Raw genomic sequence first — 22,200 nt, 5'->3', positions numbered from 1 at the left:
TGGATATTGCTCCCTATCGTGAGCAGCGAAAAGTCTGGCACCGCCACGCGGAGGCCACAAAAGGATTCAAGCAAGAATGCACATGAGTACGCATGCCCTAATCCAGCACGCCGATGCGCTGCTCATCCGGCCAGAACAACGCGGCCTGCCCGCACGCCTGCCCGTGCGGGTCCAATAAGGTCCACACCACGCCGGCGTAGATCATGAACGGCTGATTATTCGCATCCACGCGCCAGCCGCTGTAGCCCTCGGCGATGCCATTGGCGGTGACGTGCTCCAGTAAAATCTGGCGCGCAGCGCGATCAAGCTCCGAGGCGCTTAAACGTGAGGGCATGCCGATAAAACTGTCGCGCGGGTACTTGAAGCATTGCAGTGCGCATTCGTTCGCGTAGGTAAAACGCGGGTCTGCGGCGCCGTCGTGGGCCAACAGGCTGTAGGGCGCGTGGGTGTGTAACCAGGTCAGGCGTTGTTGCGGGTCCAGGTGTTGAGGGGACGATAGTCCGTGGCCGGTCCAATGTCGGTAACTTTCATCGAGCACCTGTATGAAATGTTCTTGAAGGTACATACATTGCCTCACATCGTCAGTTGGAAGTCTTCCCTGATCCGTGTTTTATAACGCCTATCAAGCGTGGCTGAGTGGCGATAAATGGTTATTCAGTTCCCGTCGGGTTGTCCAACAACACACGATATTCAGCCCGCGGGTTTGCGAAAAAGGGCTGAGCTTGAGCGCACGGCTCCGCGGCCCTCCAGACGTTGTACGAACCGTCGGCAAGGCGAGGTAAGTTCTTTGGCAGATAGAGTCTGCGACGTACTTACGACGCCATCCCGTTAAAGGTAACAGTCCTCATATAAACAAGAATCGTGTGTTTCATCACGCGTCAGAGGGGCGCAGGGCCGCCCCTCTGAACAGAGGTTTACGGGTTGTTCAGTCGGCACGACCTGTGAGCAATGTTTTTGTCGCTGCCACAACATTCTCTTGGCGCATCAGGCTTTCGCCGACCAGAAAGGTGGTGATGCCGGCATTTTTAAGTCGAAGGCAATCATTATGGTTAGCGATCCCACTTTCACCGACCAGAAGTTTGCCGGCGGGCACCATCGATGCCAAACGCTCGCTCACGCCGAGGTCGACCTCGAAGGTATGCAGGTTGCGATTATTAACGCCGATCAGCGGAGAAGACAATTTAAGCGCACGCTCCATTTCACGTTCATCATGCACTTCTACCAGGACGTCCATCCCAAGCGCCATGGCCTCATTTTCAAGCTCCGCAGCGTTGTCGTCAGTCAATGAGGCCATGATCAGCAGTATGCAATCTGCGCCCCAGGCACGTGCTTCGTACACCTGATAAGTGTCGAACATGAAGTCTTTTCGCAGCGCAGGAAGAGAGCACGCGTTTCGCGCGTCAATGAGAAACTGCGGGGATCCCTGAAAGCTTGGAGTGTCTGTCAGAACGGATAAACAGGCGGCGCCACCTGTTTCATAGGCTTGAGCCAGCGCAGGGGGGTTGAAGTCTTCACGAATCAGACCTTTTGATGGACTGGCTTTTTTTATTTCTGCAATTAATCCTATTAAACCCTGCTGTTCTTTCGCTTTCAGAGCTTTATAAAAGCCTCGAGGACTGAGCTGCTCCAGGGCGCGTTGCTTAATGGTGTTCAACGGCACCGTTGCTTTTGCTGTTTCGATTTCTTGAAGTTTATAATGTTTTATTTTATTCAGAATATCACTCATTGCAGTTCCTCATGTTTCAGGGGGAGTCTGTCGCGTCAGGCTTATATGGTGTTTACGCAAGCGTGTTCGCGCTTGGCGTGTCACGGGTCAGGCCAAGAGTGTAATCACTGGGTGGCAGAGTATGATTAAACATAATTAATCAACCTCTAACGTTAACGTCGAATGATTATGTTATGCTCGTTGGCACGGTCTTTAAGCCACTTGTAATACGCCCTCGCGACCGCTCATCGATCCGCGTTTGTTCTCATGTTTTTTCAGCCCTTGGGCGATAGCATGATGACCTGTGTGGTCGACAAGAGCAGGTGGGTTCCACAGGAACGTGCTGGAAAAACAGCCAGTCGTCCCCACCTTTACCAGCCTGAAATCAGCGGCTGTGCTTACGTGGTCGACAACAGTATTTGGGTTTTTGGAGGGGACGTCGGCTGGATGCCGCAGGCGATTAGAACAAGCATTGCGCACCACGACTGTTTTGGGCGCCCCAACAAAAAGGGCTTACTGAGCAGATTGCCCTGTAAGCCCTCGATACATATGTGGTGCCCCGAGCCGGGGTCGAACCGGCACGTCCAAAGGACGAGGGATTTTAAGTCCCTTGCGTCTACCAATTTCGCCATCGGGGCGGTAGCGCCAAGAGCAGGGAATATATACACCCGGCCCCCATGAAGCAAGCTTGAAAGCACCTCAAATGCCATGAGGTGCCGCTTTCCCGTCTGTCAGAAATGCTTGGCAAATCATGAGGCTACAAAAAATGCCTGACGCAAAGGCTGAATTGTTGCGCCTGCGCCGGTCAGGCTTTGCTTTCTTTTACTGCGGTTTCGACTTTATCCGCCAGGATTCGCAAATAGCTGGCCAGCGCGACCTCTTCAAGCCTCAGGCCCTTTCGTTGTCGTGAGCGGGGGAGTTTGGCCAGGTTGCCGAGCAGGAAGCCTTCCAGGACGGCAGGGTGGATATAGCATTTGCGGCAGATGGCCGGGGTATTGCCGAGTTGTTTGGAGACCGCTTTGACCATGTCGACAATGTGCCGCTTGGCGTCTGCTTCCGGCTCCCAATGCAGTTTTTGCAAGGTGGCCAGAGCCAGCGCGCTGGCGGCCCAGGTCCGATAGTCTTTGGCGGTGAAATCGGAACCGGTCAGGTTTTGCAGGTAGGCGTTGATGTCGGAAGAGGTCACGGCGTGGCGTACGCCGTCTTCGTCCAGGTACTGAAACAGGTTTTGCCCCGGCAGCTCCATGCAGCGCTTGATCACGGCCGCCAACTTGCGGTCTTTGACGCTGACCTTGTGTTCGACGCCGCTTTTGCCCCGGAACTCGAACTGAATCTGGCCGCCTTTGACCTCCACGTGTTTGTTGCGCAAGGTGGTCAGGCCATAAGAGCGGTTTTCCTTGGCGTACTGGCTGTTGCCGATACGGATCAGTGTCGCATCGAGCAAAGAGATCACCGTCGCCATGACCTTTTCGCGGCCCATGCCAGGCTGCGCGAGCTGCGCTTCGATCTGTTTGCGAACCTTTGGCAACGCGTGACCAAACTCGATCAGACGCGAGTACTTGTCCTGATCCCGAATCTCCCGCCAGCGTGGGTGATAGCGATACTGTTTGCGCCCGCGTGCATCACGGCCGGTGGCCTGCAGGTGGCCCAGCGGGTCGGCGCAGATCCACACATCGGTGTAGGCGGGCGGAACCGCCAAGGCGTTGATGCGCTTGACCTCCGACTCGTCCTTGATGCGTTGGCCCTGGGTGTCGAAGTAGGCAAATTTGCCGCGCAGTATTTTGCGCGTGAGGCCCGGCTGAGTGTCGTCTACGTAATGCAGGTCACTGGCAGGCTGGCTGATGGCAGTCGAGTCAGGCATGGCTAATTTCCAGAGGCAGTTAAAAACACTGACCTCGGCCATTGGCGGTGGTGCCGTCTATTTTATGGCGGGTGAATTTTTTTGAAGCCCTAGGCCAGTACCGCAACCGCCTTGATCTGTGCCCAAAGGGCTTGGCCACAGTGCAGGCTCAGTTGGTCCCGCGAGTAGCGGGTGATGCGCGCCAGCAAGGGTGTACCGCCAGCGTCCAGCTTCACCAGCACATGCGCTGAGTTGTCGGCGAGCATTTCTTCTGTCACCACGACCGGCAGCCGATTGAGAATGCTGCTGTGATCGTCAGGTTGCAGGTTCAGGCTGACGTCGCGGGCTTGCACCTTGATGCGCAGTGACGTGCCGATGGTCACCTCGGCGTGTGCGACGCGCATGCGAAGTTCGCTGCCGGGCAGCGTCAGGGTGAGCAATTGATAATGTGGGTCGTAGGCGATCACTGTTCCCTCGATGACCACCCCCGCGTCATTACCCATCGCCAGCGGAAGATCCAGACGCGCCAGTGTTTCGTGGATCGGGCCGCTGGCCAGCACCTTGCCGGCTTCAAGCAGCACCAGATGGTCAGCCAGGCGCGCGACTTCGTCCTGGGCATGGCTGACGTACAGCATGGGAATGTCCAGTTCTCGGTGCAGACGCTCCAGATAGGGCAGGATTTCGCTTTTACGTTTGGCATCCAGCGCCGCCAGCGGCTCATCAAGCAGCATGAGACGGGGGCTGGTCAGCAAGGCCCTTGCGATGCCCACCCGTTGACGTTCACCGCCTGACAGCGTGTCTGGACGCCGTTCCAGCAGATGATCGATACCGAGCAATTCAGCCGCTTGCGGCAACCCGATGCGGCGCTGCTGGCGCGGGATGCGTTTCAGCCCGAACTCTAGATTGTCGCGGACCGACAGGTGCGCAAACAGGCTGGCTTCCTGGAACACATAGCCAATGGCGCGTTTGCAGGGGGGCAGGAATATTCCTTTTTCGCTGTCCTGCCAGGTTTCGTCGTGGACGCGGATGAACCCTGTTGCGGCCTTCTCCAGGCCGGCGATGCAGCGCAGGCAGGTGGTCTTGCCCGAGCCCGACGGCCCGAACAGCGCGGTAATACCCGAACCGGGCAGTGTCAGGTCGGTACTGACGGCGAAATCGGGGTAGGCCATTTCCAGGCGTACTTCAATGGGCGACACCATGACTCAGCTCCATCCCGTTCTGGATCGGCCGCTTGAATAGAGCGCCAGCAGGACCAGAAAGGAAAACACCAGCATCGCGCCGGCCAGCCAGTGCGCTTGCAGGTATTCCATTGACTCGACGTGATCGAAGATCTGCACCGACACCACCCGGGTCTTTTCGGGAATGTTACCGCCGATCATCAACACCACGCCGAACTCGCCGACCGTGTGGGCAAAGCCCAGAATCGATGCAGTGATGAAGCCCGGTTTGGCCAGTGGCAGGATCACATGGAAGAAGGTGTCCCACGGGCCGGCACGCAAGGTGGCCGCCACCTCGAGGGGGCGGGTGCCAATCGCCGCGAACGCGTTCTGCAACGGCTGCACGACAAAAGGCATCGAGTACAGCACCGAGCCGATCACCAGCCCGGCAAAGCTGAACGTCAATGTCCCCAGGCCAAGGCTTTGGGTCAGTTGGCCCACCGCGCCATTGGGCCCGAGCAGCAACAACAGATAGAAACCGATGACCGTGGGCGGCAACACCAGCGGCAGCGCGACCACCGCGCCGATGGGTCCTTTGAGCCATGAATCGGTACGCGCGAGCCACAGCGCGATGGGCGTGCCGATGATCAGCAGGATGACAGTGGTCAGCGACGCCAGCTTGAGCGTCAGCCAGATCGCCGCGATGTCGGCACTCCCCAGCGGCATTTACAGCTGGTACCCGAACGACTTGATGATCGCAGCGGCTTTCGGACCTTTCAGGTAGTCGACCAGAGCCTTGGCAGCGGCGTTGTCCCTGCCTTTGGTGAGCATCACAGCGTCTTGCTTGATCGGATCATGCAGCGAATCCGGCACGATCCACGCCGAGCCGCTGGTCAGCTTGCCGTCCTTGTAGATCTGCGACAGGGCCACAAAGCCCAATTCCGCATTGCCGGTGGAAACAAATTGATAAGCCTGAGTGATGCTCTGGCCTTCGACAATCTTTGCCTTGGTCGCGTCAGCCAACCCCAGCTTGCTCAGCACCTGAGTGGCTGCAACGCCGTAAGGTGCGGTCTTGGGGTTGGCAATGGCGAGGTGCTGAAACTGATTGGCCTTGAGCACCTCGCCTGTATTGTCGACGTAGCCTTCTTTGGCCGACCACAGGGCCAGCGTTCCGATGGCGTAAGTGAAGCGCGAGCCTTTGACGGTGTCGCCTTCCTGTTCAAGTTTCGCCGGGGTGATGTCGTCAGCCGACAGGAACACCTCGAACGGCGCGCCGTTCTTGATCTGTGCGTAGATCTGGCCTGTAGCACCAGAGGAGACGACCAGCGTGTGCCCGGTGTCTTTCTCGAAGGCAGTGGCGATTGCCTGGATAGGCGCCGTGAAATTGGCCGCAACGGCCACCTGCACGTCGTCGGCAAATGCGGAGGCGGCAGCAGGAAGGGCAATCGTCAGAGTCGCCAGCTTGAGCAGGGCGTGCAGCGTGGTCTTTTGCATGAAAACAGGTTCCTTGACGGTAGAACAGACGTCGCTGACGCAGAGACGTTTCGCTATATAGCTAAATATATAGCGACGCCCCTTGGTTCTGAAAGCACTGTTTCATCGTGAAGAAAGAATGTTCAGCGCGTTTTCGGCCAGTTGCCGGGTCAGTTCGCCTGCGCCAAGCCGGTGTTTGATGCCGACCGCCTGTCCAGCCCAGAGGTTCATGAAGTCGCGGTTACCCTGTTTCTCGGCCGCTGCACGCAAGGGCATCAGCGCGCCGCCTGCCAGCGGAAAGGCCGGAGCGAGGGCGCTGATCGGGCCGATTTCACGCATGATCCGGTTGACGATACCGCGCGCCGGACGGCCACTGAACAGGTTGGTCAGCGCCGTCTGGCTGTCCGTCGCGTCTTGCAACGCCTGGCGATGAAGCGGGCTGACGCTGGATTCCGGGCAGAACAGGTACGCCGTGCCGACCTGGACCGCCGAAGCCCCCAGGGTAAACGCCGCTGCAACGCCTCGACCGTCGGCAATACCGCCCGCCGCAATGACCGGGACACGCACGGCGTCAGCAATCTGTGGCACCAGCGCAAAGGTGCCGACTTGGGTGTGCAGTTGATCGCTGAGAAACAGCCCACGGTGGCCGCCTGCCTCATAGCCCATGGCAATCACTGCGTCGCAGCCACGCTGCTCCAGCCACACGGCTTCCTCGACCGTGGTGGCCGACGAGAGGATGGTTGCGCCGGTGGCCTTGACCCGGTCCAGTAACGCCTGTTCGGGAAGGCCGAAGTGGAAGCTCACGACCTCGGGTTTCAGGCGCTCGACCAGGGCACAGGTGTCGCTGTCGAAAGGCGCGCGATTGGAGACCGGCGTAGGTGCATCGTAATCGACGCCTAGTTCTTTGTAATAGGGTTCAAGCGCCTGTTTCCAGCGTTCCGCCCGCTCGGGGTCAACGTCAGGAGGCTGATGGCAGAAGAAGTTGAGGTTCAGTGGAGCGCTGCCGGTGTGTCGGCGGAAAAGCACCACTTCTTCGTCGATTTTGTCGAGGGTCAACATTGCGCAAGGCAATGAGCCCAGACCGCCAGCCGCCGCCACGGCGATGGCCATTGATGAGCCGCTGGCTCCGGCCATTGGCGCCTGCACAATGGGCAGCGCGATGTTGAACAGTTCAAGAAGGCGGGTATCTGGCCAATGAGGCATGTGTGCTCCGGTTCTCTGGCAGTGAAACGATGCGTTCATTGAGCGTGAGACGGGCGTGATTGGCAATCGTCATTTGCCGTCTCTTTGACTGGGGCATGGCGGGCAGTTGACATAAAAGACGATCGGTCTAATATCCCTGCATGACTCAGACACTGATCAAGACCAGACGCCCCGGACGTCCACCCAAAGTGGACCGGGACCCCCTCGAAACCCGCAAGGTGCTGCTGCGCCGTGGCCTCGAGGTATTGACCGAACAAAGTTTCTCGGCAACGGGTCTGGACTACATCCTCAAGGAGGTCGGGATTCCCAAGGGGTCGTTCTACCACTATTTTCCCAGCAAAGAGGCCTTTGGCCGGGCGGTGCTGGACGAATATGCCCGTTACTTCGCGCAACGTCTGGATCACTGGCTGCTGGATGAATCCTGTTCGCCACTGGAGCGGCTGGTGGGTTTTGTCCAGAGCGCCAAAGGCGGCATGGCGCGCCATGATTACCGGCGCGGCTGTATGGTCGGCAATCTAGGGCAAGAGGTCGGCCTGTTGCCGGACGGTTTTCGCGACACTCTGGAGCAGATTCTGCTCGATTGGCAGTCGAAACTCGCAGGCTGCCTGCGAGAAGCGCAAGTCAGCGGTGAAGTGTCCAAGAGCGCGGACTGCAACGAGCTGGCGGCGTTTTTCTGGATCGGCTGGGAGGGCGCTGTGCTTCGTGCCCGGCTGGTCAAAAGCGACACTCCCCTGAACACATTCATTGCCGGTTACCTTCGCGGGTTGCCGCAGTGACGTTTCAGGCTCATTTAAAGACGATCGGTCTAAACTGGAGGCACACATGTTCAAGGGCATCTTGATCGACAAGGACGAGGCAGGTTATCGCGTCCAACTGACGGATATCGATGAAACGCAATTGCCGTCAGGAGACGTGACGGTGCGGGTGTCGCACAGCACGCTCAACTATAAGGATGCGCTGGCAATCACCGGTCAAAGTCCGATTGTGCGCAGTTTTCCGATGGTGCCGGGTATTGACCTGGCGGGCACTGTTGAAGCCAGCGATACCGACGCGTTCAAGGCCGGTGACATGGTCCTGCTCAATGGCTGGGGCGTAGGCGAAGGGCATTGGGGCGGCCTTGCGCAAAAGGCCCGCTTGAAGGGCGAATGGCTGATTCCGTTGCCGCAGGCCTTCACCCCGGCGCAGGCGATGGCGATAGGCACCGCAGGCTACACGGCGATGCTCAGCGTGATCGCGCTGGAGAAGCACGGCGTGACGCCCGATCACGGCGATGTGCTGGTCACCGGTGCCAATGGCGGCGTGGGCAGTTTTGCCATCGCCATTCTCGCCAGGCTTGGTTATCGGGTGATTGCGTCCACCGGGCGTGTGGCGCAAAGCGAGTACCTGCAACGGCTGGGTGCTGCGCAGATCGTTGATCGTGAAGCCCTGTCGCAGCCGGGGCGGCCCTTGGCCAAGGAGCAATGGGCGGCAGCGATTGACTCTGTGGGCAGCCACACCCTGGCCAACGTATGCGCCGGGATTCGCTATCGCGGTGTGGTCGCGGCCTGCGGTCTGGCGCAAGGCATGGACTTTCCGGGCTCGGTGGCGCCTTTCATTCTGCGCGGCGTCACGCTGGCGGGGATCGACAGCGTGACGCGTCCGCGCGCTGACCGGCTGGAAGCCTGGTCCAGGCTGACGACCGACCTTGACCTGTCCTTGTTGCCGCTGATCAGCCGGGAAGTCGGCTTGAGTGAGGTGATCGACCTCGCCCCGCAACTGATCGCAGGGCAGGTCCGCGGGAGAGTAGTGGTGGACACCGGGCGTTAAAGCGGCTCGACAGGCGTGTTTGAGCACATCGCTGAGACGCCCTCGTGCTCGGACAATGACCGATGCGCCTGGGCGGCGCCCATTCCGGTTTCGCATAATTGCAGCGGTGTGCGCCCGCCGTGCGCCTGGTCGAGGGAGACCATCCACTGGCCGGCCCGCTCGGGCGTTTCGAACACTTGCAAGGCGTGGCACGCAATCAGCGCAACCCGGTCCAGACGCTCAGAGGCCACCGGGTCCAGTGACCGTTGCTGACGCTGCCGACGTTCCAGCGTGGACATGGAGGCATTGAACAGCGCTTCGATCTGCTGAGGCCCCGGGTTGAGAGCCTCTCGCACCATGCGGACCCAGTCGGGGGCAAATCCGGCCCGAATATGCGCCAACCTTTCGGCTTCGCTGCGCTGACTGACCTGATGGGCAAGCAGCCAGAAACGGGCTGCCGCCTCGCGGCGGCTTGATGATCGGGTAGCAGCGGACAACATTGAGCGGCCTCGTTTGTGAGAGTGAACACACGCGAAAGGCTAACCCAGAGCAAGGCTGCATCAAGTGCCGGGTTGTTACTGAGGATTGCCCAAGCGAGCGTGCTAAAGTCAGACGCATGAAACTGAATCAGAAGTGCAGGCACCGCCTGCTTGCACTTGCACCCGAAAAGGCGCTGCTCCACATGCCGCAAGACCCTCACACCGACCAGGCTGAACGTCCCGCCAGCCGCCCATCGCTACCGGATGTCAACAAACCGCTGCGCCTCTACCTCGACCGTCTTGCCCCTTCCAGCCGATTGACCATGACCTATGTGCTGCAAGATGCCGCTGACCGGCTGGGCATGGCCGACGTGGATATCCATGACATTCCCTGGCACACATTGCAGCCGGGCCATGTCACGGCGCTGGTCGCCACACTGCGTGAAGATGATTACGCCCCCAATACCACCTCGCTGTATGTGAACGCCATTCGCGGGGTGATGAACGAAGCCTGGCGACATGACCTGATCAGCCATGACCAGCTGTTGAAAATTCGCTCGATCAAACCGGTCAGCGGCACACGGCTGGTCAAAGGTCGCAACATCCGCCGTACGCTGATTCGTGAACTGATGGAGGCCTGTGCTGCCGACCCCAGGCCCCAGGGACGGCGTGACGCCGCGATCATCGCGATTCTGTATGGATCGGGCATGCGCAAGTCAGAATCGGTGAATCTGGACCTTTCGCAGGTCGATTTCGCCGAGCGCAGCCTGCGGGTCATGGGCAAAGGCAACAAGCAGTTGATCAAATATGCCCCGGCGTGGGCGTTCAAGGCGCTGGGTGACTGGCTGGAACTACGCCGCTCGTGCCTTCAGCCGGGGCAGGGCGACGACCCGTTTCTGTTCAACCGGATACGACGCGGCAGCCACATCACCCGCGACCGCATTACCAAGCACGCCATCTACTTCATTGCCAAGCAGCGTGGGCGGCAGGTGGGCGTTAACATCATGCCTCACGATTTCCGCCGTTCGTTCATTACCCGTGTGATCGAAGAGTACGACCTGTCGATTGCGCAGAAACTGGCGCACCACACGCATATATCGACCACGGCCAGTTACGACATGCGCAACGACAACGAGCGCCGCAACGTAGTGGATGGCTTTGATCTGTAGCCGACACCGGGCAAAAAAAAGCCACCTCACGCAAGGTGGGGTGGCTTAAAGATCTAACCAAAGGAGTGATGAAGCAGAGCAGTGATTCACTGGCCTTGCGACGCGGATTCGCAAGGCCGGGAGACGTGTTCGTTCATCGCCGCCAACGGTAACACCGTCACCCCCGATTCAATTATCAGCGTTATTGATACTCGTCATCGTCATAAAAGATAGGACAGCCAGGCGCTGGCGGCGTCCGCTATCCGAAAAATCGATTTCTCGGCCCTGAGCTATCCAGCGATCAGATAGCCAACACCGGGCAACACTTTCATGCTTTGCCGCACTTGAAACGTACGGAACTGAGCATGGAAAAGTTCGATATACACCGTAAAACCGCATTCGATGCCCTGGTACATGAGTATGGGCTTGAGGGCAGTCGCCTGCTGCCGTGGGAAGGCTACCCGATGCCGTTCGCAGGCGGCTGGTGCGTGGTTCGCCCGGGCACCAGCAGTGAAGCGCACACGCAGATCGATCAGGAAATCTTCATTGCCATCAAAGGCAGCGCCCGTCTGGTGGTGGGCGAAAAACAGATGGATTTCAACGTCGGCGACATCGCGGCCATTCCGAAACACACTCACCATTACGTCATCAATGATTCTGCCGAGGACTTTCACTTTTACGTGATCTGGTGGGACATGAACCACGTGAACGCCTTCGTTGCGCAGCACACCGAGACCACGGGGTGCCTGGATGACTAAGTACATCGTCACCATCACGCCGCCCACGCCCAATGGCGACTTGCACATCGGCCACATCGCCGGCCCGTTTCTGGCCGCAGACGTTTTCACCCGTGTTCAGCGCCAGCGCGGTCATGATTGCGTGCTGGTGTCCTATTCCGACGACTACCAGTCCTACATGCTGCGCAAAGGGCTGGAGCTCGGTGTTGACCCGGTGGCGCTTGCCAACCGCAACTCTGACCGTATAGAAGCGTCACTGGCGGCCATCGGTATTCAGCCCGACAACTGGATGCGCCCCTACAACAACCCCTGGTTTGCCGAAGCGGTCAGCGAAGTGTTCGGCGCGCTGCGTGAGGCAGGCTCGATCGATTTTCGTGATTCCAGCGAGCCTTATTGCCCGGCATGCGATGTCTGGGGCTACGAGGCGTTTGCCCGGGGCCAGTGCAATTATTGCGGGGCCGAATCCGACGCCAGCCAGTGCGAAAACTGCGCTCAAGCGCCGGATGCCGAATTGATGACCGGGCTGCACTGCAAGCGCTGTCAGCAGCCGTCGCAATGGAAAACCGCGCACCGCGCGTTTCTCAAGCTGGCTGATTTCGAACCGCAATTGCGTGATCGTCTGCTGGGCCAGCCGTGGCGCAAGCCGCTGAGCGGCTGGCTGCGAGACACCTTGGAGCATCTGCATGACTGGGGTGTGACGCGTCCGGGGGAGAGCGGGCTGGACCTGAAAACTGACGGTTCGTGTCGGGTGCATACCTGGTTCATGGGCCTGGCCGGTTACATGGCGGCTTTTCGCGAGTACGCCGACTCGGTTGGCCGCCCGGAGCTGTTCAGCCAGTACTGGCAGTCGGGGCAGGGCACGCTGGTGCATTTCCTCGGGTTTGACTGTGTGTTCAGCCACGCCATCGTCTACCCGGCGCAATTGTCGGCGTTGCGGGGCATCAAGGTGCGGCAGCGCTTTGTGCCCAACCAGTTTCTCAAACTGGACGGTTTGAACCTGTCGACCAGTCGCAACCATGCCATCTGGATCGCCGACCTGGCGCGACAGGCCTGCGCCGACAGCGCACGTCTGTACCTGGCCAGCATTGCACCCGAAGACGCGGAAGGCGATTTCCGGCTGGCGCATTTCCTTGAATGGCGGGACACGCTGTTCAACGATTTCTTTCCCGCGTTGCTGGAAGCGGGCAAACAGCAAGGCGGCAGCTGGTGGAGCGGCCTCTGCGGCACGGATGCCGGGTGGCTGGAAGCTTTTCGCCTGCAATGGACGAAAGCCGCCGACCCGGCGCAGTTCTCTATGAAGGGCATCGCTGAGGTGTTGCTGGATGTCATCGCCATCACCCGCCGGCGTCTGGCAGAAGGTCGCCCGGTCAGCCATCTGGCAGCGTTCATCGCGGTGGCCGGCAAGGCGCTGATTCCGCAGATGTCGGCGCAGCTCATGGACGCCTATGGCCTGCCCGAAGCCCGCATCACCGCCACGCTCATGAACGGCTCGGCCGCCGAGTACTCCATCTGAACGGACGCACCCCACATGTTCATCGACTATGAAATAGCGGTCATCGGCGCCGGGATCACAGGCGCCAGCATTGCCGCGAAGCTGTGCAGCGCCGGTGTGTCGGTCGCCCTGGTCGACAAAGGGGCGGCCGGCAGCCTGGGGGCGAGCGGTTATTCCGGCGGATTGGTGCGCCTGTATGACAGCGATCCGCTGTTGATGGCGCTGGCGGCGTACTCCATCGGGCTGATGGACGACGGCATTTTTGCCACCACCTACGCCACTGCGTTGCGGCGCACCGGGGTGGTCTACCGGGCCGCGACTGATCAGATAGACACTCTGTGCCAAGCCATCGAGCAATATGGCAGCGAGCGCTACCCGATGCGCCTGTTGCCGGATCATGAACTCGACGGTCGTCGCTACCCGCATGGCCCGACGGAGGCGCGGGCCAACCTGTTCGAGCCTCGCGCTTGCGTCGGCAATGTACGCCAGGCGGTAGCGGGGTTGTGTCAGGTGGTGCGCGAGCAGGGCCTGTTGCTGGAGCACCGCGAGGTCAAGTCCATCGACTGCCGCGCTCCCGATCTTGCGTACATCGAGCTGGGCGATGCGACGCTGCGCTGTCGCGCTGTGGTGGTCGCCGCTGGCGCCTGGAGCCAGCATCTGCTGCCCCACGCGGGACTTGAAGCGCGTTCGATCCCGCTGGCACGGGTGTTGACGGACGGCGACTGGTCCATGCCGGTCATTGATGCCGTCACCCAAAGCTATGCCATTCCGCTGACTCGCACGATTGTGCAGACCGGCTGCGGCCTGCGCGACAGCGGGTTATGGCCGGAGCACCTGGCACAGCCCGATGCGCGGCATGCGCAAGACGCCCGTCGGCGCATCACCCGGTTGTGTGGTTCAGCCATGGACGCCCGTGTTCTGGATGTGCTGCCGGGTTTTGACAGCTACAGCGCCGATGGTCGTCCACTGGTGGGCTTTTGCAGCGATCAAAGCCCGGTGTACCTGGCTGCCGGCCTGTCAGGGCTGGGGTTCAAGTTTGCCCCAGGTATCGCCCGGATCGCTTTCGAACACCTGCGTGGTCATCTGGCCGGAAAAGACCGCTCCGGCCCCGGCTGGTCAGGCTTGTCGCCGCAACGGCTGATGCCGGATTATACCCCCTCGAGCGTGCAGCCATGACGCCGATCACCCCCCCTGTTGCGGCTCTGCGGGTCGGCGTCAGTGCGCTGTTCGACCCCGAAGACACGCCCCATGCACGGACTTTCATGCGGGCCCTGGCGGTCGCGCGAAATGGCATGCCGGAGCTGAAGCACGTGCAGTGGCGCTTTCTCGATGACGGTGCCCACGCCATTCGTGGCGCGGCCGTCGCGCGGCAGATGATCGACTGGAAGGCCGACATCGTCGTGGGCCATTTTTCTTCGGATGCGGCCATCGGTGCTGCGCCGCTTTATGAGCAGGCCGGTATTGCGCTGCTGACCCCTGCGGCAACGATTGATCGCCTGACAATGGACCATCACAACGTGTTTCGCTGCTGCCCCTCGGACCGGCGACTCGCTGGCGATCTGGTCAACTGGCTGGTTTCGCGGGGATGGCGGCGTGTGCAGGTTAAGGCCGATGACAGTGCGCACGGGCAAGCGCTGGCCGCTGCCATCAGCCAGGCGCTGTCTCGCGAAGGGCTGCAACCGGGCGATGAACACGCCGAGGTAGAGGTGTTTGCCGGTCGCCTCAAGGCCAGCCGCGAGCATTGGCGGGCGCGACGAAGCGCAGGCAGCACTCGACCGCTGGTACTGACCGATGACGCGGCCTCGCCGCATCTGGGCTGCGCCCCGGAACAGGACCGCAATACGTTCGTCATCGGTTTCGGAACGCCAGACAGCACCGCTCAGGGCTGTCACGCCAGCGCGCTGCATCGGGCGCTGTTCGCCAGCGAGCCACATACCTATTTCCGCGAAAGCCTGCTGATGCTTTACGTGCTGGCCGGGCTGGCCAGCGGCAGGCGCAACGGCCCCCTGCCGGACGCGTTGCATTGCACCGTTTTCGACACCCCGCTGGGCGCGGTCAGCTTTGACCGCGGTGAGTGTCGAAGCGCGCTGACCCGTATCTGGGCGCTTGGCCCCGCAGGGCTGACCCCCGCACAACCTTGACCGGACACACCAAGAACAGCGTTTCACGCCAACTCTAAGGACAGGAATTTCATGGGTAACTTGATACCTCACTCGTTGCATTCGGACGCCATTTGTATCGGCTTTGGTCCAGCCGGCATCGCTCTGGCCTGCGCCGTCGAAGACGCCCGGGAAGCCAATGAGCCGCTGGGCAATCTTTCCATGCGTTATCTGGAAGCTGCGCCGGACACTCAATGGCACCGCGAGCTGCTGCTGAGCGGCACTGACATCAACCATCACGTGTTTCGTGACCTGGTGACACCACGCAACCCTCGCAGCCGTTTCTCATTCGCCATGTACCTCAAGGATCAGGGGCGGATGTTCGATTTTGGCTTGCTGGGCCGCCCGGCCAGCCGCCATGAATGGTCGGATTACCTGGCCTGGGTCTCCAGGCAGGTGGACAGCCAGACCCTGTTCAACTCACCGGTCACCGAGATCGACCCGGTGATCCGCAACGGCCGTCTGCACGAGGTTCGGGTTTACACCCCGGAGGCGAGCTTCACCACGCGCAATGTCGTGCTGTCCGGCGGCAGTGCGCCGCGTATTCCGCAGGCGTTCGAGGCGTTGCTCGGCCCGACGCTGTTTCACACGTCACAGTTTCTGACCCGGTTGCAAGCCTTCGGTGAGCAGTTGCCCAAGCGCTGGCTGGTGCTGGGGTCGGGGCAGAGCGCCAGTGAGTCTGTGCTGGAACTGCTCGGCCGCGACCCGTCCATCGAGGTGCATTCAGTGCATCGCTCCGCCGGTTTCAAATTGACTCAGTTGGGGCAGTTCCCCAACCGGGTCTTCGCGCCGGAGCATGTCGATTATTTCCACAGCCTGGACCCCGCAGCGCGGCAGCGCTTTCTCGACTGCAGCCGCTCGGCCAACTACGCCGGCATCGACCCGGATGAAAGCCAGAAGCTGTTTTCGCTGATCTACGAGGACGCCATCGCGGGCCGCAAACGTCTGCAAACCTATGGCTACAGCGTGATTACAGCCCTCGAACATAACGACGATGGCTACCGTGTCGTGCTGACCGACACTTTCAGCCAACGCACTCAGGTGCTGGAGGTCGATGCGGTGGTGCTCGGCACCGGTTATCAGCAGCACCTGATACCACCGCTCTTGAGCGGGTTGCAGCCTTGGCTCAAGACAGACCTGGAGGGTGGCCTGGCCATTGATCGCGACTACCGCGTCGCGATGCAGGACGAGTGCGAGGTGAGCATCTGGATCAACGGCCTCTCGGAGCGCAGTCACGGGATCAGCGACAGCCAGTCGTTTTCGCTGATGGCGTTGCGTGCCGAACGAATTGCCGTTGCCCTTGAGCAGGCCGTCGAACCGCTGGCTGATGCAGCCTTGCTGGCGCAGTGGACATGACCTCTATGAACAACGCTGCCGAATACCAAAGCCTGGGCGATATTGTTCACGATCAGGCCTTCCTGAAAGTGACGGGCATCGGCCACGATTTCTTCCTGAAGATGGAGTCGTTCAACCCGGCCGGCTCGATCAAACTCAAAACCGCCGTCGGGCTGGTCAACGACGTACAGGCGCGCGGCCTGCTGGGGCCTGACACGGTGCTGATCGAGTCGTCGTCAGGCAACCTTGGCGTCGCACTGGCGATGATTTGCGCCGAGCGCGGGATCCGGTTTACCTGCGTGGTCGACCCCATCAGTTCCAGCCACAACATCCGCATGATGCGCAGCTATGGCGCCGAAGTCATTCAGGTCGACATCCCGGATGCCAATGGCGGGTTTCTGGGGACACGCATTGCGTTGATTCGCGAAAAGGTGGCCAGCGATTCGCGTTACGTCTGGCTCAACCAATACGAGAACGCCGCCAACCCGCAAGCCCATGCCCGCACGACGGCCAGTTCGATCAGCCGGCATTTTGGTCACGTGGACTACCTGTTTGTCGGGGCCGGAACCACTGGCACGCTGATGGGCTGCCTGCAGCATTTTCGCCGGCATCATCCGACCACCCGAATCATCGCCGTCGACAGCGTCGGTTCGGTGACATTCGGCACACCCGCCGGTCGACGTTTTATACCGGGTCTTGGCACCAGTCAGCGTCCGCCGATTTTCAATGCCGAGGGCATTCATGCACTGGAAATGGTCCCGGAAGCACGCAGCGTTGCGATGTGCCGCATTCTGGCACGCAGCAAGGGCATGCTGGTTGGCGGTTCGACGGCGACGGTGATCGCAGCGGTACACGCCTGGCGCGAGCGCATCGAACCCGGTTCGGTGGTGGTCGCGTTGTCGCCGGACTGGGGCGAGCGCTATCTGGATACGCTTTACGACGATCAGTGGGTCGAGCAGCGTTTTGGCCGTGACGTGCTGAGCATGACCCTGGCGGACCTCGCGTCGTCAGAATCGAGCCTTGAAAACCCGATCCGCAACACCTCACAGGCTGTCGATTCAACTTTCAGGCAACAGACACCGTTTCACGTGATCGACGGTGAAACGGTGGCGCGCCTGCTGGCGGCTGATCCACTGGCTTGCATCGATGATGTGCAGGCCGCGTATCTGGCCCATGACGCGGGCCGCACGATCAACCCCGACAGCTATTTTCTGCGCTTTCCCGAAGCCCCGGCCAATCGCATCATTGCCTTGCCGGCCAGCTTGACGGGGGCGCAACCGGTCAGCGGCATCAAGTGGATTTCCAGCTTCCCCGGCAATGTCGCCAACGGCGAGCAACGCGCGTCGGCGGTGCTGATTCTCAATGACCCTGTGACCGGCTATGCCTTCGCCTGCCTGGAAGCCTCGCGAATCAGCGCGGTGCGCACGGCCGCGTCGGCGGTGCTCGGAGCGCGCTGGATGAACCGCCAGCAGCGTCATGTGAGACGAATGGCGTTTGTCGGGGCCGGTTTCATCGCCAGAACCCTGCTCGATATGTTTATCAGCGACGGCTGGAGCATGGACACGGTCAGCGTCTTCGATCAACACGAGGATTCGGCGCTGGCCCTGATCCGGCACGCTGCCACCCGGCATCAATTGAACAGCGTGCAGACGGACCTGGCCGGGAGTCTGCAGGCCGATGTCGTGGTGTTTGCCACGACTGCGCCAAGCCCGTACGTGCTGGAGCCGGTGTTCCGGCCAGGCCAACTGGTCCTGAACATTTCGCTGCGTGACCTGGGCCATGAGGTCATTGCCCAGGCCAATAACATCCTCGATGACGTTGAGCACTGCCTCAAGGCGCAGACCTCTCCTGACCTTGCAGTGCGGCACTATCAGGATCGTTCGTTCATTACCGGCACCCTGGCTCAGTTGATGAGCGGGCAGGTCGAGCTGAGCCCGGATCGGGCATCGATCTTCTCGCCGTTCGGCCTCGGGGTGCTTGATCTGGCCGTGGGCCAGCGCATTTATCGTCAGGCGCTGGCGGAGGGGGTTGCGTTGTCGGTGCCTCGGTTCTTCTTCGAGTCGAAGCGCTGGTGATGGCCGTGAAGACGCCAATCATCGCCATTATCGGCATGGGGTCGCGTGGCCTCAGCGTTCTGGAGCAGTTGATCGGCCAGAGCCGTCACGCCGAACAACAGGCGCTGCAGATCGAGGTGTTCGATCCGCAGACGCCGGGCAGTGGCTTGCACCACGCGCAGCAGCCGGACTACCTGATGCTGAATACCATCGCAGGCCAATTGTCGGCGTTCTCTGCAGCGTTCCCGGCCTGTGAGCCGTCGGGCCGAACCTTTTTGCAGTGGTGTCACGCTGAAAAGGTACGGCTTGACGAGCGTGGTCATACAAGCAAAGACGGGCAGGGCAGGCCGGTGGCTTTCGGCGACTTCGTGCCGCGCGCCTTGCTGGGGCGCTATTTGCAGTACAGCTATCGATTCCTGCTGCAACACTGCCCGGCCCACGTGCAGGTGCGTTATCACGCAGAGCAGGTCATCACTTGTCGCTCACGGCCCGATGCCGCGGGTTTCAGGCTGAGTAGCGTGAGTCAGGCGCGGGATGTCGACGCGGTCTTTCTCACGGGCGGGCACGCCTCTGAAACCGTCGGGCATCAGACGGTTGGCGAAACCGTAGGGATCGAAGGCCTGGGGTTGACGGCGATGGACACGCTGGCCCGTCTCACTCAGGGCCGTGGTGGGCGTTATGTGCGCGATGCAGGGTTTACCGGCTGGCGCTACCTGCCCTCAGGACGCGAGCCCAGGGTGTTTCTGTATTCGCGCAGCGGGCTGCCGTTCCACGCCAGGCCGCAGTGGTATCCATCCGGCCATGCCGCGCTGCCAAGGCTGTTTTTCAACGCGGCGGCCATTGATTGCCTGCGCGAGCAAAAGCGCGGCGGGAAGCTCGACTTCCAGACCGATGTGCTGCCCATGATCAAGGACGAAATGCGGGCTGTGTTTTATCAGGCCAGGGTCAGGCTCGATGCGCCACGGCAACTGGAGTCCGTGCAGAACATGCTCCGTGAAGCCGTTTCCAGGCCCGCACTGTTTGCTCGGTTGGCCAAACAGTGGGGGGCATTCGACCCGGATGACTGGCTGACGACCCGACGCTGGTCAGGCGAAGCGGGTACGTACGGCCAATGGTTCGCCGAGTGGATCAGGCAAGACCTGGCGCTGAGCCGCCTGGGCACGGCGCACAGCCCGATTCGCCAGGCGCTGGAGGTCTGGCGCGACTATCGCGACCTGTTGCGTAGGGTCGCGGATCGCAACGGCCTAACCGAGGCTTCGACGCAGGCGTTTTACGGCGTGTGGGCCGGGCTTTCGAACCGTCTGGTTGGCGGGCCGCAAAAGGAGCGCCATGAAGACCTGCTGGCGTTGATCGACGCCGGGGTGGTGACTGTTCTGGCGCCGATGGATGACGCGCAGCGGGCAGAGCGTCGATTCGACAGCGTCATCTGCGCTCGGGTCGCTGGTAGCGGTCTTTCGGGGCCGTGCAGTGACGTGATCAACGATTTGCATGAGCACGGCCTGATTCGGCCAGCGCATGCGTGGCCTGCCGATGGCATCGACACTGACCCGGCAGGTCGGGTCATCGGTCGCGAGGGTCACGCTCAGTCACGGCTCTGGGCGTTGGGGCCTGCCGTCGAGGGCTGCACGTTCTACAACCACTACGTTCCCACGCCCGATCCGGCCTGCCGGGCGCTCATCGAAGCGCATGAAGCGGTGAAAACCTGTCTGGAAACACTGGCAGACCGTTCTTAAAGCTGCATCACATTCAAGATGAATAAAACCATTTAACCAAATGATTAAAAAGGAATTAACAGTATGTATGAGATCACGTTGCTGACGGCGCTGGCGGGCGCGTTCATTGTTCTGATCATCAGCCCCGGACCGAACTTTCTGGTGATCACCCAACTGTCGTTCAGTCAGTCCAGGCAGCAGGGAATCTGCGCCGGCCTGGGTGTTGCGTCTGGCAGCATCCTCTGGGCCTTGCTGGCGGCGACCGGGCTGGGGCTGATCTTTCAGCAATTGCCGTGGCTGCAACCGGCCTTGCAACTGCTCGGTGGTGCTTACCTGACCTGGCTCGGCACCAAAAGCCTGCGCAGTGCCGGCAGCCAGCCCAAACCCCGGGACATCGGCGCATTGGGCATTGGCAGCCTCGGGCGTGCCTACCGTTTCGGCCTGCTGACCAACCTGACCAATCCCAAGGCGCTGGCGTTTTACACCAGCATGTTCACCACCGTCACCACGCCGGGCATGCCCTTGTGGGTGCGCACCGCCGGGGTATCGATCATCGCGGTGCTGGCGATCTCCTGGTTCGTGCTGCTGGCCACGCTGTTTTCGATTCCTGCCGTGCAAGCCCGCTATCAGCGCATGAAGAGGGCAATCGACATCGTGACCGGTCTGTTCATGATCGCGTTCGGCTTGCGCCTGCTGATCGGTTTGCTGCCCACGGGCTTCTTTCACTGAAGCGTCCGCCTACTCGATTTTTAAAGGAATAAACCCATGCATCACAACGACTGGCACTACCCGACATCCATTCGCGCAGGCGCAGGACGCGTCAATGAGCTGGCCGACGCCTGCCGGGTGACAGGCATCAAGCGCCCGCTGTTGATCACCGACAGCGTTCTGGGTGGCACCGACATGATTTCAGCTGCGCTCGAGGACTGTCGCCATCAATTGGGCCATTGCGGCCTGTTTGACCGGGTCAAGGGCAACCCGACCGGCACCAATGTAGCGGACGGTCTGGAGGTTTACCGGGCTGGCGGCTATGACGGCGTGATCGCGTTTGGCGGCGGTTCTGCGCTGGACGCCGCCAAGGCTGTCGCACTGATGTCTGGCCAGAACCGACCGCTGTGGGACTTCGAGGACATCGGGCAGAATCACTTGCGTGCCGACCCCGAAGGCATTGCCCCGGTGATCGCCGTGCCGACCACGGCCGGTACCGGCTCCGAGGTGGGCAGGGCGTCGGTGATTACCGATGAACAGGCGCAGGTCAAGCGCACCCTGCTGCACATTCGCATGATGCCTCGCATCGCGATTCTCGATGCCACGCTGACGCTGAGCCTGCCCAAACACCTGACCGCAGCCACGGGGGCCGATGCGCTGACCCATTGCATGGAATCCTGGTGCTCGCCGGTCTGGCACCCGATGGCCGAAGCGGTGTCGGTCAAGGGCATGCAGATGATCAAGACGTTCCTGCCCAGGGTTGTCGCTGACGGGCAGGACCTGGAGGCGCGTCAACAGATGCTGGTGGCTTCCAGCCTCGGGGCAGCGGCCTTTCAGCGCGGGCTGGGCGGTGTGCATGCCATCGCTCAGAGCCTGGGCGCTCTTTATGACCATCACCACGGTTTGCTGAATGCAATCTTGCTGCCTTACGTGCTGGAGGCCAATCGTCCGGCGCTGTTGACGCAAATGGATGATCTGGCGGTTTACCTGCGCCTGCCGCGACCGGGCTTCAACGGCGTGATGGAGTGGGTGTTGAGCCTGCGTGACCAGATCGGCATTCCGTCTGCGTTGGGTGCCATCGGCATCGATGACCGCGATGCCGAGTTGGTCGGACGCATGGCCTTTGCCGACGGCTGTTCGCACACCAACCCGATTCGCCATTCGGCTGAAGAGTATGCGCAGGTCTTTCGCCGTGCAGTGGCGGGGCATTGAG

Annotated in this window: 20 protein-coding genes and 1 tRNA gene; 12 read left to right on the top strand and 9 right to left on the bottom strand. The window is 60.9% G+C overall.

The annotated features are described in order from the left end of the window. Positions 1 to 97: 97 nt before the first annotated feature. The 8 genes from BW686_RS07745 to BW686_RS07710 form a co-directional block, all read right to left on the bottom strand. On the bottom strand, positions 98 to 565 hold the full coding sequence (locus BW686_RS07745; protein WP_179149196.1) for an MEKHLA domain-containing protein: 468 nt from the start codon (positions 563 to 565) through the stop codon (positions 98 to 100). Positions 566 to 925: 360 nt separating this feature from the next. Continuing rightward, positions 926 to 1,726 carry an indole-3-glycerol phosphate synthase TrpC gene (trpC, locus tag BW686_RS07740; RefSeq protein ID WP_084915758.1) on the bottom strand — a complete coding sequence of 267 codons (801 nt, stop codon included), beginning with the start codon at positions 1,724 to 1,726 and terminating at the stop codon, positions 926 to 928. Between the two features lie 531 nt (positions 1,727 to 2,257). After that, positions 2,258 to 2,343 (bottom strand) — tRNA-Leu (locus tag BW686_RS07735). Between the two features lie 167 nt (positions 2,344 to 2,510). After that, complete coding sequence (locus BW686_RS07730) at positions 2,511 to 3,566, bottom strand: DNA topoisomerase IB (RefSeq protein WP_084915757.1); 1,056 nt, start codon at positions 3,564 to 3,566, stop codon at positions 2,511 to 2,513. An 89-nt stretch (positions 3,567 to 3,655) separates the two neighbouring features. Beyond that, positions 3,656 to 4,744 carry a molybdenum ABC transporter ATP-binding protein gene (gene modC, locus BW686_RS07725; RefSeq protein WP_084915756.1) on the bottom strand — a complete coding sequence of 363 codons (1,089 nt, stop codon included), beginning with the start codon at positions 4,742 to 4,744 and terminating at the stop codon, positions 3,656 to 3,658. A 3-nt stretch (positions 4,745 to 4,747) separates the two neighbouring features. Then, positions 4,748 to 5,428: a molybdate ABC transporter permease subunit gene (gene modB / locus BW686_RS07720; protein WP_084915755.1), complete on the bottom strand. Its 681-nt coding sequence runs from the start codon at positions 5,426 to 5,428 to the stop codon at positions 4,748 to 4,750. Beyond that, positions 5,429 to 6,196, bottom strand: a complete 768-nt coding sequence (gene modA, locus BW686_RS07715; protein WP_084915754.1) for a molybdate ABC transporter substrate-binding protein — start codon at positions 6,194 to 6,196, stop codon at positions 5,429 to 5,431. A 102-nt stretch (positions 6,197 to 6,298) separates the two neighbouring features. Beyond that, positions 6,299 to 7,378 carry an NAD(P)H-dependent flavin oxidoreductase gene (locus BW686_RS07710; protein WP_084915753.1) on the bottom strand — a complete coding sequence of 360 codons (1,080 nt, stop codon included), beginning with the start codon at positions 7,376 to 7,378 and terminating at the stop codon, positions 6,299 to 6,301. 140 nt (positions 7,379 to 7,518) lie between these two features. Here BW686_RS07710 and acuR point away from each other — a divergent pair, with 140 nt between their 5' ends. After that, on the top strand, positions 7,519 to 8,154 hold the full coding sequence (gene acuR / locus BW686_RS07705; RefSeq protein WP_084915752.1) for an acrylate utilization transcriptional regulator AcuR: 636 nt from the start codon (positions 7,519 to 7,521) through the stop codon (positions 8,152 to 8,154). A 46-nt stretch (positions 8,155 to 8,200) separates the two neighbouring features. Further along, entirely contained in the window at positions 8,201 to 9,184 is a 984-nt protein-coding gene (acuI, locus tag BW686_RS07700; protein WP_084915751.1) for an acrylyl-CoA reductase (NADPH), read from the top strand. Here acuI and BW686_RS07695 read toward each other — a convergent pair. After that, a complete protein-coding gene (locus BW686_RS07695) occupies positions 9,181 to 9,663 on the bottom strand; it encodes an antitoxin Xre-like helix-turn-helix domain-containing protein (RefSeq protein WP_084915750.1) in 483 nt (160 codons plus the stop codon). The genes acuI and BW686_RS07695 overlap by 4 nt on opposite strands. Before the next feature lie 182 nt (positions 9,664 to 9,845). On the opposite strand from BW686_RS07695, the gene BW686_RS07690 reads away from it, so the two are divergent. The 10 genes from BW686_RS07690 (at position 9,846) to BW686_RS07645 (ending at position 22,199) form a co-directional block, all read left to right on the top strand. Beyond that, entirely contained in the window at positions 9,846 to 10,811 is a 966-nt protein-coding gene (locus tag BW686_RS07690; protein ID WP_084915927.1) for a site-specific integrase, read from the top strand. A gap of 344 nt (positions 10,812 to 11,155) precedes the next feature. Next, a complete protein-coding gene (locus BW686_RS07685; protein ID WP_084915749.1) occupies positions 11,156 to 11,548 on the top strand; it encodes a cupin domain-containing protein in 393 nt (130 codons plus the stop codon). Continuing rightward, entirely contained in the window at positions 11,541 to 13,040 is a 1,500-nt protein-coding gene (locus tag BW686_RS07680) for a methionine--tRNA ligase (protein ID WP_084915748.1), read from the top strand. The genes BW686_RS07685 and BW686_RS07680 overlap by 8 nt, the downstream gene beginning before the upstream one ends. Before the next feature lie 15 nt (positions 13,041 to 13,055). Then, positions 13,056 to 14,195, top strand: coding sequence for an NAD(P)/FAD-dependent oxidoreductase (locus BW686_RS07675; RefSeq protein ID WP_084915747.1), 1,140 nt, complete (start codon positions 13,056 to 13,058; stop codon positions 14,193 to 14,195). Continuing rightward, positions 14,192 to 15,160, top strand: coding sequence for an ABC transporter substrate-binding protein (locus BW686_RS07670; protein WP_084915746.1), 969 nt, complete (start codon positions 14,192 to 14,194; stop codon positions 15,158 to 15,160). Before BW686_RS07675 ends, BW686_RS07670 begins: the two co-directional genes overlap by 4 nt. Positions 15,161 to 15,211: 51 nt before the next feature. Then, complete coding sequence (locus tag BW686_RS07665) at positions 15,212 to 16,534, top strand: lysine N(6)-hydroxylase/L-ornithine N(5)-oxygenase family protein (protein ID WP_084915745.1); 1,323 nt, start codon at positions 15,212 to 15,214, stop codon at positions 16,532 to 16,534. A gap of 5 nt (positions 16,535 to 16,539) precedes the next feature. Beyond that, positions 16,540 to 18,588, top strand: coding sequence for a 2,3-diaminopropionate biosynthesis protein SbnA (gene sbnA / locus BW686_RS07660; RefSeq protein ID WP_086934798.1), 2,049 nt, complete (start codon positions 16,540 to 16,542; stop codon positions 18,586 to 18,588). Continuing rightward, positions 18,588 to 20,300, top strand: a complete 1,713-nt coding sequence (locus tag BW686_RS07655; RefSeq protein WP_102048004.1) for an FAD/NAD(P)-binding protein — start codon at positions 18,588 to 18,590, stop codon at positions 20,298 to 20,300. Before sbnA ends, BW686_RS07655 begins: the two co-directional genes overlap by 1 nt. A 63-nt stretch (positions 20,301 to 20,363) precedes the next feature. After that, the gene (locus BW686_RS07650) at positions 20,364 to 21,008 is read left to right on the top strand and encodes a LysE family transporter (protein ID WP_084915743.1); all 645 of its coding nucleotides are present in this window, start codon (positions 20,364 to 20,366) and stop codon (positions 21,006 to 21,008) included. A gap of 36 nt (positions 21,009 to 21,044) precedes the next feature. Continuing rightward, entirely contained in the window at positions 21,045 to 22,199 is a 1,155-nt protein-coding gene (locus BW686_RS07645; RefSeq protein ID WP_084915742.1) for an iron-containing alcohol dehydrogenase, read from the top strand. Position 22,200: the final 1 nt, after the last annotated feature.

The organism is Pseudomonas syringae, from assembly GCF_002157375.1.
GTDB lineage: Bacteria > Pseudomonadota > Gammaproteobacteria > Pseudomonadales > Pseudomonadaceae > Aquipseudomonas > Aquipseudomonas syringae_T.
The sequence above is the reverse complement of the archived record's forward strand: the minus strand, read 5'-3'. Positions and strand labels throughout refer to the sequence as shown.